The organism is Yersinia entomophaga (genome assembly GCF_001656035.1).
Classification (GTDB): domain Bacteria; phylum Pseudomonadota; class Gammaproteobacteria; order Enterobacterales; family Enterobacteriaceae; genus Yersinia; species Yersinia entomophaga.
In genome coordinates, this window is the sequence record NZ_CP010029.1 from 4,020,707 (window position 1) to 4,033,593 (window position 12,887).

Here is a 12,887-nt window from a genome sequence, read left to right on the forward strand (position 1 = left end):
TGTGGTTAACAAGATGCCTTCGGCCATCAATCAAGAATGCGATGAACATAATGATGAGCTTGTTACCTGAATTTGCTGAGGTTTTTATGCACGCCAGAGTTGTTACAACATAGGAATCTGATTTTTGTTGAAAAATACCCTCAGCGTTTTATTTACACCGCATTGACTTTTCCCGGGCTGGTGTTAACACTTTAGTGATGCTTATGAAGTAAACTCACTTATTTAAACGAATATCAAAATCAAAGGTAAAAAATGAAATACATGACATTAGTTTTGGCTGTGACCGTCCTGTTTTCTGCTTCATCCTATGCTGCCAAACAGATCACTCGTCAAGAGTCTGCTGGTTATACAAAAATAGGGGAGCTGTCCTTTAAGCAGTCAGGTATACCAACCGTAGGTCATAAAGAGCTTTCAAAAAAGGTTAATCAAAAATGTGAGGAAATGGGTAATGTGAAAGCCGATAATTGCTATTACTTCATTTTGGATAAAACCGGCAACGAATCAAACCATGAAAACGTTGATGTCGAAATTTTCAAAAAATAACGTTTAAGGCTCTCCTTAGCTCTGCATCATATTCATACCTGATACAGGGTTTGAATTATGTCGAATGAAGAACGTATCCGTATTGTGAGGTGAGGATTGGCATGATAAAGAACCCGGCATTCTTGTTATCGCTATCCATTGGCTTTTTATGTTCAGCACAGGCCTCAGCAAAAGTTATTGTCGAAGAAGGTCTGAGCCTGTATAGCCATACGGCTATGATGACTATGAGTCTACAGCTGCACGCCTTACGGATATTGCGGCTCGGAATGGCTTGTGGGTGAATGTTTTATTGGTGCAGCCCCTTGGTTCCATGGTCCTGGTGATTTTCACGGCCACGTAGATAACCGGTTTGATCCCCACAATGGCTATCATGGCGCATTCCCTAAGCGCGGAGATGCACCTTTCCATCACTTCAGAGGGAACGAGGTTCGCAATAGCCGTGTTGAATATCGCCGCTCGTAGCAGAAAATCTTTTCTCGGGTTATTTATCGTACTTTTAGCTTAAGGAAATACCAATGAATAAATTTATCTTTTGTGTTTTTCTCTGCGCACTTTCTGGATGTTCCGGCGATGATCGATCGGAATGGGGCAAGGCACCCGCTGAGCCTTTGGATGCGCAAACTTGCATGGATGATATCAGCGATGCCAATAGCGATTGCGCGCATTCTGTCGATCCAAAATTCAATTAATATGAATGCGTTCAGATAATAATTAATTAAAGAGAGACCTGTGTCTCTCTTAGTCTACCAAATAAAATCAATCTGCTTTTAATTGTGTCTGTGTCAATGCCATTGTTGAAGTCGTGCGTTTATATTCAATTATTGATTTATTCAGGTTAGGAGGGGCAGCTTTAGGTATTGATGCTTACTGGGCTATTTTCAGGAATCAAGTAAGTATAAGGGAAAAGGCGGTCATCGTTCTTTCTATTAATTTTATCAGTGATCCCTGATAGTTATTTTCGAAAACCTGTCAGGTATGGGTAAATAATCGGGTTATCTTTTCTGGTGAAAATTTCTTCCCCTTACCAATCAATATACTCTCCCAAATAGCCATGATGAAGCTACTCCGAATAGGGTGTAAATTTCAACCTTTCCTTAATGATAGAAGAGATCAATCTGGTCGCGAGGAAACTGTATCTTTCTTGCGGTTTTCGCTTTATCGGAAAACTCGAAAAAGATAAATATTGTGATTTCCTGAGTCTCAATAACGATTGAGCAACGGTGGTTCCGACAAACATATCCTTCTTCTGTGATGCTCTCTGAACATGTCTTATTTTAGTGTCTTGGCGCTGTGTATTTTCTCAAGAACCGAAAGGGGAATTCTATCGCTTCAGTGGCAGATAGCAGCGGGCTTCAAGCCATTATCTACGCAATTATTGCTGCCGGCGAACGCTAGCCAGGGGATAATCCAGCGGGAATAACTTGGATGAAACTTAACATATTCGCAAATTTGATGTGTTTTACTGAGAATCCAGATCGATAGGCAAAAGTGACAGTCATCAGCGTATAGCAATGAGGTTCAAGGCATTCAAAGGGACTTGAGCTCACTCGTTGTAACCTGTTTCTCTCTGGGATTTAAAACAAAAAACCCTTACACGAGGTAAGGGTTGCCAAATGGCCAACACCAGGGAAAGTTAAGATGATTTTATTGATTATAAGGCTATTGAATCATATTAATGTGATTCATGTCACGCATTTATTGATAACTTAAATAAATTCAATACATTAATTTGAAGATTAATAATTATACTTAAGTCAAATTGGCTGTATTCATTATTTAATTTAATGTTTATATTGTTTTAATATAAATAGTAAATCATCGAAAATTTGTCAGATGCCGCTTATTTTCTTCGCATCATCCCTGAAAAAATGGTTGGGATAGGTCTTATCCTTATCGGCATCTTTAACGTTCTGAGATGTCACAAAAACCCCGATACACCGTGATTCTTGTGACAATCGGTCTTTAAGGTTTGTCATCGTCAGTTAACGAAGAATATTATTTAGTGTTTTTATTCAATAGGTTATAGGGATTGCAACAATGAGGGATACGAGGGTTTATACTCTGTGGGTTGTTTTACTTTCTTATCACCTTTCGCCGAGCGAAGCAGAGTCATTTATCCCCGCCGCTCTCAACTGAAAGTGGTATTGGCCGATTCTCCAAAAGATTGTGCCAAAGCGGCCATGACGGACATCGGCATTATTGGCGTGGTAAAAATTTGGTGTAATGCCGAACGTTGCATTGGTTGCGGTGCCTGTGTGACGTACTGGATTCCTCCCTAAATTTAGCTTCATGCTGAAATGAGGGAGGGCTCCATTTCATTTTTTTAGACTTCATGTTAAGAAAATGGATTAAAAACGGGCGCTTAACCCAATGTTATACATAAATTGCTCGCCGCTGCTCAGGCCGGTGGTCTGCGATATGGAGGCAAACGAGGCCACGTTATCCGTGAGCGGCACGTTGGCACCAAGAGTGAGATTCACCCAGTTCTTATCCTGTCTGGCGCTGTCGCGGACAAAATGAGTTTGAGTTGATTTCAGGCCCCCACCGCTTCGATAAACGTCATCCCCAAACTGATGTTGGTAATTCACTTCGGCATAAGGGTTAAATAAGGAAAATTTGCCATCCAGCCGCCAGCCCAAAGATCCAATTTGCGAATGATAAGTTTGATCGCTGAAGCGCATGGCCGTACTGTCGTTACCATTTTCGCTATATCCCGACACATTGCTGTAATCCAGCGCAAATTGCGCCATCGGGCCAGTGGTCAGGTAAGTGGTGATCGGAATATTATATCCGGTAGTGAATCTGGCTCCCCACTGTTTGCCATCGGTATTACCGGTTTCAGTTCGGGTTAATGTGCCGATCTGCATACTGCGACGTATATCATCGTAATTCATGCTGGCGTAGTGTACGTCGGCATTCATCCAGGCATAATCCGCGAATTCCAGAGCGCTGAAGGCTGAAAGCAGCAAACCACGCGCCTTATAATCGTAACGGCTGGAAGGCCGTTGATTATCATTCGATCCCGCAATTAATGCGCCAATCAGCCAATTTTCGGTCAACTGATAATCTATACCCAAGGTCAGATTATGAGTAGTGGCATTGCCATCTCCGGCGGCAATGTTGGCTGAATAATCATAATGCTGCCCGGCATAACCGCCAAATACGCCAAATGAGTCCTGCGGATTTTTATGAGTGCGCAATTGCTGGAAACGGCTGTCCAGGGTAGCTCGAGTGTCGCGAGCCATCGCCGCCGTGGCTTGTGTCAGCGCAGCGGCTTGCGCGGGGGCATCAAGTACCGCTTGCATATAATCGGCTATCATCTGATGCGCCTGCGGGCTTGGGTGAAAATGATCGGAGAAAAGGTAGGATTGGCCCGGGGCAAAGCCAGCCTGACCCGAAGTACAAACCGCTGAAGAAACGCCTATCGGGCAGGGCATTACTGCCGTATTGGTAAACCCGAACAGATTCGGATTACTAATAATTTCACCGAATAGTTTATTCACATCGACGCGGACAATATTGCCGCTACCTTGGGCGAGCAAAGCGTCCTCACTATTATTATAAAAATCTGTGAGTTGCCCGGCCAGAGCGCTTTGATCATCAAAGGCAGCTATGAGCTGAACGGCAATCCCTTGCTGTACTTGCGGAATAGAGCTGATTCGTTCAGAGGCGGCGGTGAGTGCCTGATGAATAGCCTGTCTGCGGGAGGGGTTATCAGGCGTAGTCAGGGCATTTAGCGTGCTGAAAGCGGCCTGTAGAGCGCCGGGTATTGCTGAAGGCTGTACGGCAGCCAATCCCTGTTGAATAACCAGTTCCATTAACATTGGGGTAGCGCCGATATTGGGCACGGTCGGAACGATAACCGTATTGGCTCCGGCATTGAGTAAAGCCTGTACCTGCGTTGCGGCAGCGGCAGCGCTGTTATACGCCACGCTGGGTGCGCTGGCCGGGTTTGAGGCCGCCGCAGCGGCCAAATCGTTACCGCCTACCCAATGCAGATACAGGCCGTTACTGTCGGCCTGACCGTTCACTCGCTGCAAGTAACTTTGTACTTGATTCTGCGTATTGTAGGCGGGGTTGAGTGCTGGCACCGCAACGGCGCCGCCAGCGGCGTAGTTAAACCCGCCTTTATCCGACGCGACTAATGTCATACCTGCATTTTTCGCCAAAATCTCGTCGTATAAATAATGCTGGTTGCTATCGTAGGTGAATCTGCCGTTATTTCCGGTATCACTCAGACTGTCGCCGAAAACATAAACATTGTCGTAAGCGAATGTAGGGCCAGTGGCGCAAAAAAATAAAGCAATGGCCAGTGCATCCATGCGATACGGATACATTATTTTGATAGGCATATATCAACTCCCTTGAACCTAAATATGAAAGAGGAAACTCTTGATGGTCGTTCCGGATGTAACAATCGCTACCTAAATATTGTCGGTTTCCTGATTTAGTCAAGGCGACCGGATATATTCCTGCCTGCAGGCCCATGAATCAAAATTGAATTATGGTCAGTAAGCTGCCACGAACTGGGTTTTGGCTACGCTGAAAATATAAGCAGGCATAATAAAGGGGGAAACTGGCAAAGTAGAACAAACCTCAATATAATCGTTTAATTAATTCACTATAAATATATTAAGGGGGATTGCTATGTTGACTCGTGAATTGTTTCTTTTTTCACCCGTCCTCAGTCATCGCAACTGCTCAAGCGTTACCGGTATCGTGCTGCGATAACCAGCTTGAGCGAAGCTAACTGACAATCTGAAAACTTCCCTCCGGCTTACTGCATTGCGAGTGCGTCCGACGGCTGAGGCTTCGGTACTGTTCCAAACAGCGTTTGCAAGAATGGCACGATCTAGCACCGGTTTACGATATTTTGACCGACAAACCTGCGCCAGCCGCTACGGCTCCGGTTGAGACAAAACTGGAAAGCATTGCGCAGCAGGAAACTGAAGAAGAATACTTACTGGCGATGTTGCTGGGTCTGGAAAGCAAACTTGAAGGCGATCTGGCGCGTAAACCCAAGCATCAAAAACCAGAGTTACAGCGCCAGTGGCAGCATGAAATTGTGCAGTTAAGTAGACAGCTAGGTTTGGTTTAAACGGTAAGATGAGTATTCAGGCCGTAGAAATGCGGCCCGTTTATCGGGTATAGAATTTGAGATTAATAGCATGGCGCATTTGGTTTTATTGAGGTGATAATCGCTGACCAGTAAATATTATCTTTAAACCAATAGGAAAAAACACTAAATAAACAGCCTCTGAAAATAATCTCTTCGTATATCGGAACAATAAATATCAGTAATAACGGATTTATGATTGAAATATACCCACGATGTGAAACTTGATCCGTCATCCACTTTTCTGATTTTGTTACTCCCAGCAGATAAGGTCTAACGAACTGAATGGCAAGTATGACGAGCAGCAATATCAGAAAAAGGCGATAAAAGATTTCCTTTTCCAAAGCCGTCACGTTTTCTAAAGAAAAACTAATATGAAGGAACGATAATGCTGAGCTCTAATAGGTACATTATAGGGAGCAGCAGCCCTTGTCTCAGCAATTCCTGACTGTGTGCGATGAACAAAGGGATACAGGTGATACCCAACATCAAGAAGAACATCGAGAAGTAGCCTGAAACTGCCTTGGTTTTTTCAGTAAACTCATTATCGGCCATGCAATACCCCTATATTCTGTTCGACGAATGAGTCTCTACGCACTTCACGTCACAGTGTCTTTTGAGTTGAACGTAGCCTTTGATTGAAATCCGATACGCATAATCCGAAGAGTCAGATGCAGGTGGTTTGTAAAATCTGCCTTTCGTTAGGAAAGGCAGGGAGTTCTCTTTTAACGTCTCTTTAATTCCCGCATTTTCTGCCTTTAGCGGAAAACACGGCTACGGTGCCATGTAATTGCACGTCCACCTGTTTGAAATGTGTGGAGAGCACCGAGTGTAAATTATCTAACGAATCCTGATAATTACTAAAAATTCCTTTTTGGTTATAGACCGACATCAGTTTGCGGGCAAAGGCATTATGTTCCACACCTTCACCAAGAATTGTTGCACCACAAACAACACCATCGTCCTTTATTGCCGACGCGGCGAGTGCAATAGCGGGCGCTTTCTCTGACATATTACCGGGCAGGCAATGAAGCAGATAAAATAAAGAAACCGAGTCGAACTGATTATTCAGATGCTCAGGTAACGGTTGAAAAACATCATGCAACACGCATTCTGAAATACGATGCAGTCCGACGCGATTTTTAGACGCTTCAAGACTGTTTGGGTTGAGGTCCAACAGAGTAATATTCTGTGAGCCTCGGGGCGTATTGGCCAGGTAATAACCGGTTCCGACGCCAATATCCAAGTGTTTTTTTCCCATGTGTTGCTGTAAATGAGGTAATAAAATATCTTTGGTACTGCAACGCCAGGCGTATTTATTCGATATGTTTAGTACCCACCAATCATAGAGTTTCAGTGACAGTGGTGTATAAACCTGAGCACCTTTAGCGTTTTTGGCATTCATCCGTAAATCCTTTTCTTATGTTTTTATTCAACAATCAATTGCTAAAATAACCAATTTTTATCTTGGAATTCAATATACAGGTGTTAAATTTCCACATTCTCTTATTAGGTAGTTAGGGGGATTAAAACAGGATAAAGAGGGTTGCATTAGATTTATGAATGGAAATCGGGCGGCCTTACTTAAACGCGCTTAGGGGAAATTTGTTAAGGGCGCACGCAGATGCGATAAGGGATACCTGAGTTAATTAAACCGCCCCTATCGATAACGATGATTCACTAGCGAACGCACCAATTTTCCTTACACTTCAATCGCACTTAGATGTTACTCTTTATTCAGTTAAAGCGATGGGAGCTGGCAAGTGAAAAAGTCACCGTTTACGCTATTAGTTGCACTTTGTGCCGTTAGCGTATTTTTCTTAATCGGCGGGTGTGAGAAAAGAAACTCCTATTACTTGATGCGATAAAGAATGACACCCGAGTTCAAATATTAAACTGCGATAAATATTCGGATGAAAACGGTGATGCGCCAGCCACGCAAAAATACAGCGTAGAGAAAAGCTTATTCGGGCAAACTCCCTTGATTTCCGGCAGTGAAATTACCTGCGAATTAGGTAAGGATGTTTCAGAAAAACAGCTGGCACGCGTTATGGCGATCGAGAATGGTGTGATTAACGGCATTGACTATACGCTTTTCCATTCTGATGCCTCAGGGAGCGTTGGGCAGAATAACGCTGAATGGCAGGTGGTGTGTGAAAAAGATGCAATGACAGATGCACAAATTGTGCAGCGTTGTGCAGCGCCGAAAACCACGATTTATATCTTTATAAGAATGACTTGGGTTATTTGGTTTCCGTGGAAAAACCGGCTATAGCAATTCGGGGCCTGATACTCAGGCTCGACGCCGAAAATCCATTGTTCACTAATACTGACCAGTTTGATGCAAAACAGTCGAGGACAATTATTTCTGCTCTGCGTAATGGCACAAAATTAGTTTATCGATTTAAAAAACGCCCAGGTGATATCTCTGAGGATGTTTACGTCAACACCAATAATATTGAGCAAGCGTTGCTGTTGCTGAATAAAGCCTATGCTGCTTTGTGACGGGCGAGCTAATCATTTGATTCGGGCCGTGTGAATACGCGGCCTTTTTTATATGGGGTGTCTGACATTTATTTACTGAGTGCTAAACGAATTAACGGGTAAGGTCGCCCCTGACTGTCTAATTCAGAGTGGCCGGTGATTTGGAAACCCAAACGCGGATAAAACCTTCTGCCCGCGTATTTTGCGCATTCACGTCGGTCGTTATTATTGAATATAGCGCCACGGCGTAATCAATTATTTTACGACCAACGCCGACTCCCCGATATTTCGGATCGATAAATAAAACTTCCAGCTGAAATTAGTTAAATAGCATAAATCCGATAGACCCATCTTGGTTATCGACCCAAGTAACAAGGGGGCAGCGGGAAGCAGTGTAGCCGCGTTTTGCCGTTGAACGAGAGCTTCAATCTGGTGCATGACAGGCGCTGCCTTTTCCCACTTCACAGTTAACCATTACTGCTCGGTGCGCTCATCATGCTGGAAAATGCGTTAGCCCAGCGATGCGTATTTTTCTTGAAAGTAGACATCAGGACTTACCCGCGACGCTATGCGCCAATGCCGAACGGCTAGCGGTGGCTGGTTAGGCGAGTTTATTTTTTGTTATTTTATGAGCGGCTTTAGCGTTATTTCCCCGAATCCATACATTATACATTCTTCTGAATTCAGGCCGCTTCCCGCTAAATTATCTTTTGTGAGCGAAGGTGAGTCTGAATCAGGTCGCCCCGCGTTAAGAATTCTACTATTTTCTCTTTTTATTGATGAAATTCCTATAGTTTTTCTATGAAAATCAGCATTTCGTATTTCAGACTCGTTGCAGGTTAATGTGCGGTATCAGCCATTTCTTTACTTATCCCAATAATTTTGTACGGATTTTTCGCAATTCCTTTCGTAGCTGCTATTTTATTTTTTATAAATCAATAAATTAAACTTATTTCGCAAAGCTAAAAAATGATGGTTTTGGGAGGTTCATCACAATGCGAACCCGAAGAAGTGTGAAGAATGTCAATCTGAAAGGTCAATGAGAGACGATTACCCCAAATAGTGGATTACTGCCTTATCTGGCAACTCCGTATACTTTCGACAACCAGAGACAATGGATGTGGGCTAAGGCTCGCGATGACGTACAGATAAAGGGAATTTTACCATTGCAACTGGCATATCAATAACTTGTGTCTTTTGAACATCAAAAGGTGTTGGGTATGGAAAAGAAAAAAATTTATCTGTTTTGTTCTGCCGGTATGTCCACCTCGCTGCTGGTATCCAAAATGAAGGCGCAAGCGGAGAAGTATGAAGTTCCGGTGGTGATTAACGCCTATCCGGAAGCGCTGGCATCAGAAAAAGGCCCAGAGGCCGATGTGATCTTGTTAGGGCCACAAATCAGCTACATGTTGGGTGAAATCGAAAAAATGTTCCCGCACAAACCCGTTGAAGTTATCGACGCGCAGCTCTACGGCAAAGTCGATGGTTTAGGGGTATTAAAAGCTGCCGTGGCCGCTATAAAAAAAGCAAAACAATAATAGGGGATTGTCGTGAGCCAATTTATTGCTTCTCTGGAAAAAGTCATCTTACCCTTTGCCGTTAGAATAGGCAGACAACAGCATATCAACGCCATCAAGAATGGGTTTATCAGGCTGATGCCGTTAACCCTGACCGGGGCGATGTTTGTTCTGATCAACAACGTATTCTTAAGTTTCGGCGACGGCTCGTTCTTCTACTCAATGGGGGTGCGTTTAGACGCCGATACCATAACCATGCTGAATGGTTGGAAAGGCATTGGCGGTAACGTTTATAACGGTACCCTTGGTATCATGTCGTTAATGACGCCGTTCTTTATCAGTATGGCGCTGGCCGAAGAGAAAAAGGTCGATCCTCTGGCCGCTGCGCTGCTGGCGGTTGCAGCCTTTATGACCGTTACGCCGTACAGCGTGGGTGAAGCCTATGCCGTTGGCGCAAACTGGCTGGGCGGTGCCAATATCATTTCCGGTATTATTATCGGGCTGGTGGTAGCTGAACTCTTTACCTTTATCATTCGTCGTAACTGGGTTATCAGCCTGCCAGACAGCGTGCCTACCTCGGTTTCGCGCTCATTCTCTGCAGTTATTCCTGGTTTTATCATCCTGTCTATCATGGGTGTGATTGCATATTTCCTCGCCCAATATGGCACCAACTTCCATCAGGTGATTATCGATAGTATCTCGGCGCCGCTGTCTAAAATGGGCAATGTAGTCGGCTGGGTGTACGTCATGTTCTCCTCCCTGCTGTGGTTCTTCGGGGTGCACGGCGCCATGGCGCTGTCCGCGCTGGAAAGCGGCATTATGATGCCGTTCGCACTGGAAAACGTTGCAACCTATACCCAATACGGTTCGGTAGATGCCGCGCTGGCTGCGGGTAAAGAGTTCCATATGTGGGCCAAACCTTTCGTCGATTCCTACATTTTCCTCGGCGGAACCGGTGCGACTCTGGGTCTGATTATTGCCATTTTTATTGCTTCCCGTCGTGAAGATTACCGCCAGGTTGCGAAACTGGCAGCTCCAGCAAGTATTTTCCAGATCAATGAACCAATCTTGTTCGGTCTGCCGGTCATTATGAACCCACTGCTGTTTATCCCGTTCATCATGATTCAGCCGATATTGGCGATTATTACTTCCGTGGCTTATTACAGCGGTTTTATCCCGCCAATCACCAACATTGCGCCATGGACAATGCCTGCCGGTTTAGGTGCCTTCTTCAATACCAACGGCAGCATTGCGGCGTTACTGCTCAGTTTGTTTAACCTGGGGGTAGCGACATTGGTTTATCTGCCGTTCGTGATTATTGCTAACAAGGCGCAGGGCGAGATTGACCGTGAAGTTGAAAGCGAAGAAGAAATCGCAAACAGCCTGAAATTCTAATAATTACACTTTGTTTGAGCTGCACTCTGTTTATGACGTAAAGGTTTGGGAGCTGGAATGAAATATCAATTTTCCGATGATTTTTGGTGGGGAAGTGCCACCTCGGCAACGCAGTCCGAAGGGGCGGCGTTACGGGAGGGTAAAAGCAAGAATATCTTCGATTACTGGTATGAGATTTCCCCGGAGCGTTTTCATGACTTAGTTGGTCCAGAAAATACTTCGACATTTTACGATAACTATAAGCAGGATATTTTGTTGTTAAAGGCGCTGGGGCATAACACGTTCAGAACGTCTATTTCCTGGTCCCGATTGATCCCCGACGGTGACGGCGAGCTGAATCCTCAGGCCGTCGCCTTTTATAACGGGGTGATAGATACTTTACTGGCAAACGGCATTAAGCCTTTTATTAACCTCTACCACTTTGACATGCCGTTATGCCTGCAAGAGCGAGGGGGGTGGGAAAACCGAGTCGTAGTGGAGGCTTATGCCCGTTATGCCGAAGCCTGTTTTAAGTTGTTTGGCGATAGAGTTAAACACTGGTTTACCTTCAATGAGCCTATTGTGCCGGTTGAAGCCGGTTATCTGAATGACTTGCATTACCCTTGCGTGGTGGATTTTAAGCGAGCGGTGACGGTGGCTTACCATAGCGTATTGGCTCATGCCAAAGCGGTGGGGCGCTACCGCAGCGCGGAGCAAAACGGGACAATTGGCATCATTTTGAATCTGAGCCCGACTTATCCGCGTTCAGATAGCGCCGAAGATCGTGCGGCGGCGTATCATGCCGATCTGTTGCTTAATCGCAGTTTCCTCGATCCAGTAACGAAAGGCGCTTATCCTGCTGATTTGGTGGAATTATTACGCCAGCATGATTTATTGCCTCGCACTGAGCCGGAAGACGCTCAGCTGATTGCCTGTGGAACGGTGGATGTGCTTGGGGTGAATTATTACCAGCCGAGGCGTATCCAGGCTAAAGACGTTCCGGTTTCTGCCGGGCAGGTAAAAACCCCAGAAGATTTATTTAGTTTTTATGCGATGCCGGGTCGTAAGATTAATCCCCATCGCGGCTGGGAAATTTATGAAAAAGGGCTGTATGACATTCTGAAAGACCTACAGGAAAATTACGGCAATATTCCCTGCTATATTTCAGAGAATGGAATGGGCGTGGAGGGCGAGGAGCAGTTTATGGACTCGACCGGAATGATTAATGATGACTACCGAATTGATTTTATTCGCGAACATTTAACCTGGCTGCATAAAGCTCTACAGGAAGGTAGCAATTGTAAAGGCTACCATTTGTGGACCTTTATCGACTGTTGGTCGTGGCTTAATGCCTATAAGAATCGTTATGGATTGGTTCGGCTGAATAGGGCAGACCAAACCCGTGAACTGAAAAAAAGTGGTTATTGGTTTGCAAATGTCGCAAGGCAAAACGGCTTTAACTGACGGAGTAATATCATGTTTGATTTAGATTCTATCGTTGATAATGAAGAAACCAGCAGTGAGTTGGAAGACGTCGTTATGGGGCTGATTATCAACGCGGGTCAGGCGCGCAGCCTGGCTTACAAAGCGTTAAAGCTGGCTAAAACCGGTGACTTTGCTCAGGCTGAAGAAATGATGGCTCAGTCCCGATTGGCACTTAATGAGGCGCATTTGGTGCAGACCCAACTGATTGAAGCAGATCAGGGCGAAGGGAAAACCAAAGTCACGCTCGTACTGGTTCACGCTCAGGATCATTTAATGAATGCTATGCTGGCCAGAGAGTTAATTGCCGAATTGATCGAATTACACCAACGAGTTGGTTGATGTTGATGTTGGCACTTTGTCCGTTTTGA

The 12,887-nt window shown here is 44.8% G+C and carries 13 protein-coding genes; 10 read left to right on the top strand and 3 right to left on the bottom strand.

What is annotated here, in order from left to right; all coding sequences use genetic code 11:
* Window positions 1-252 precede the first annotated feature (252 nt).
* From PL78_RS18010 to PL78_RS18015, 3 genes are all read left to right on the top strand, one after another.
* Window positions 253-543 carry a hypothetical protein gene (locus PL78_RS18010; protein ID WP_064517739.1) on the top strand — a complete coding sequence of 97 codons (291 nt, stop codon included), beginning with the start codon at window positions 253-255 and terminating at the stop codon, window positions 541-543.
* Between the two features lie 515 nt (window positions 544-1,058).
* The gene (locus PL78_RS20495) at window positions 1,059-1,232 is read left to right on the top strand and encodes a hypothetical protein (RefSeq protein WP_158513773.1); all 174 of its coding nucleotides are present in this window, start codon (window positions 1,059-1,061) and stop codon (window positions 1,230-1,232) included.
* A gap of 1,374 nt (window positions 1,233-2,606) precedes the next feature.
* Window positions 2,607-2,822 carry a hypothetical protein gene (locus tag PL78_RS18015; protein ID WP_064517742.1) on the top strand — a complete coding sequence of 72 codons (216 nt, stop codon included), beginning with the start codon at window positions 2,607-2,609 and terminating at the stop codon, window positions 2,820-2,822.
* 69 nt (window positions 2,823-2,891) lie between these two features.
* On the opposite strand, the gene PL78_RS18020 is transcribed toward PL78_RS18015, so the two are convergent.
* On the bottom strand, window positions 2,892-4,895 hold the full coding sequence (locus PL78_RS18020; RefSeq protein ID WP_064517743.1) for an autotransporter outer membrane beta-barrel domain-containing protein: 2,004 nt from the start codon (window positions 4,893-4,895) through the stop codon (window positions 2,892-2,894).
* A 521-nt stretch (window positions 4,896-5,416) separates the two neighbouring features.
* On the opposite strand from PL78_RS18020, the gene PL78_RS18025 reads away from it, so the two are divergent.
* Window positions 5,417-5,641, top strand: coding sequence for a hypothetical protein (locus tag PL78_RS18025; protein ID WP_143711280.1), 225 nt, complete (start codon window positions 5,417-5,419; stop codon window positions 5,639-5,641).
* 62 nt (window positions 5,642-5,703) lie between these two features.
* On the opposite strand, the gene PL78_RS21140 is transcribed toward PL78_RS18025, so the two are convergent.
* Window positions 5,704-5,895 carry a CPBP family glutamic-type intramembrane protease gene (locus PL78_RS21140; protein ID WP_371112920.1) on the bottom strand — a complete coding sequence of 64 codons (192 nt, stop codon included), beginning with the start codon at window positions 5,893-5,895 and terminating at the stop codon, window positions 5,704-5,706.
* Between the two features lie 500 nt (window positions 5,896-6,395).
* Window positions 6,396-7,064: a class I SAM-dependent methyltransferase gene (locus PL78_RS18035; RefSeq protein ID WP_064517749.1), complete on the bottom strand. Its 669-nt coding sequence runs from the start codon at window positions 7,062-7,064 to the stop codon at window positions 6,396-6,398.
* A 576-nt stretch (window positions 7,065-7,640) separates the two neighbouring features.
* Between PL78_RS18035 and PL78_RS18040 the strand changes: the two genes are divergently transcribed.
* From PL78_RS18040 to chbA, 6 genes are all read left to right on the top strand, one after another.
* Window positions 7,641-7,934 carry a hypothetical protein gene (locus PL78_RS18040; protein ID WP_064517751.1) on the top strand — a complete coding sequence of 98 codons (294 nt, stop codon included), beginning with the start codon at window positions 7,641-7,643 and terminating at the stop codon, window positions 7,932-7,934.
* Window positions 7,916-8,164, top strand: a complete 249-nt coding sequence (locus tag PL78_RS18045) for a hypothetical protein (protein WP_064517753.1) — start codon at window positions 7,916-7,918, stop codon at window positions 8,162-8,164. Before PL78_RS18040 ends, PL78_RS18045 begins: the two co-directional genes overlap by 19 nt.
* 1,199 nt (window positions 8,165-9,363) lie before the next feature.
* A complete protein-coding gene (locus tag PL78_RS18055; protein WP_049596361.1) occupies window positions 9,364-9,681 on the top strand; it encodes a PTS sugar transporter subunit IIB in 318 nt (105 codons plus the stop codon).
* Window positions 9,682-9,693: 12 nt separating this feature from the next.
* Window positions 9,694-11,055 (top strand): PTS N,N'-diacetylchitobiose transporter subunit IIC, encoded by a 1,362-nt coding sequence (gene chbC, locus PL78_RS18060; protein ID WP_064517758.1) that lies wholly within the window; start codon window positions 9,694-9,696, stop codon window positions 11,053-11,055.
* A 57-nt stretch (window positions 11,056-11,112) separates the two neighbouring features.
* Complete coding sequence (locus tag PL78_RS18065) at window positions 11,113-12,498, top strand: glycoside hydrolase family 1 protein (RefSeq protein ID WP_064517760.1); 1,386 nt, start codon at window positions 11,113-11,115, stop codon at window positions 12,496-12,498.
* A gap of 12 nt (window positions 12,499-12,510) precedes the next feature.
* Window positions 12,511-12,858, top strand: coding sequence for a PTS N,N'-diacetylchitobiose transporter subunit IIA (chbA, locus tag PL78_RS18070; protein WP_064517762.1), 348 nt, complete (start codon window positions 12,511-12,513; stop codon window positions 12,856-12,858).
* Window positions 12,859-12,887 lie beyond the last annotated feature (29 nt).

Bases quoted from the DNA above. Each gene is read 5' to 3' on its own strand.
- PL78_RS18055 (WP_049596361.1), top strand. From the start codon at position 9,364: ATGGAAAAGAAAAAAATTTATCTGTTTTGTTCTGCCGGTATGTCCACC.
- PL78_RS18020 (WP_064517743.1), bottom strand. From the start codon at position 4,895: ATGCCTATCAAAATAATGTATCCGTATCGCATGGATGCACTGGCCATT.
- PL78_RS18065 (WP_064517760.1), top strand. From the start codon at position 11,113: ATGAAATATCAATTTTCCGATGATTTTTGGTGGGGAAGTGCCACCTCG.
- PL78_RS18010 (WP_064517739.1), top strand. From the start codon at position 253: ATGAAATACATGACATTAGTTTTGGCTGTGACCGTCCTGTTTTCTGCT.
- PL78_RS21140 (WP_371112920.1), bottom strand. From the start codon at position 5,895: ATGACGGATCAAGTTTCACATCGTGGGTATATTTCAATCATAAATCCG.
- chbA (WP_064517762.1), top strand. From the start codon at position 12,511: ATGTTTGATTTAGATTCTATCGTTGATAATGAAGAAACCAGCAGTGAG.
- PL78_RS18035 (WP_064517749.1), bottom strand. From the start codon at position 7,064: ATGAATGCCAAAAACGCTAAAGGTGCTCAGGTTTATACACCACTGTCA.
- PL78_RS20495 (WP_158513773.1), top strand. From the start codon at position 1,059: ATGAATAAATTTATCTTTTGTGTTTTTCTCTGCGCACTTTCTGGATGT.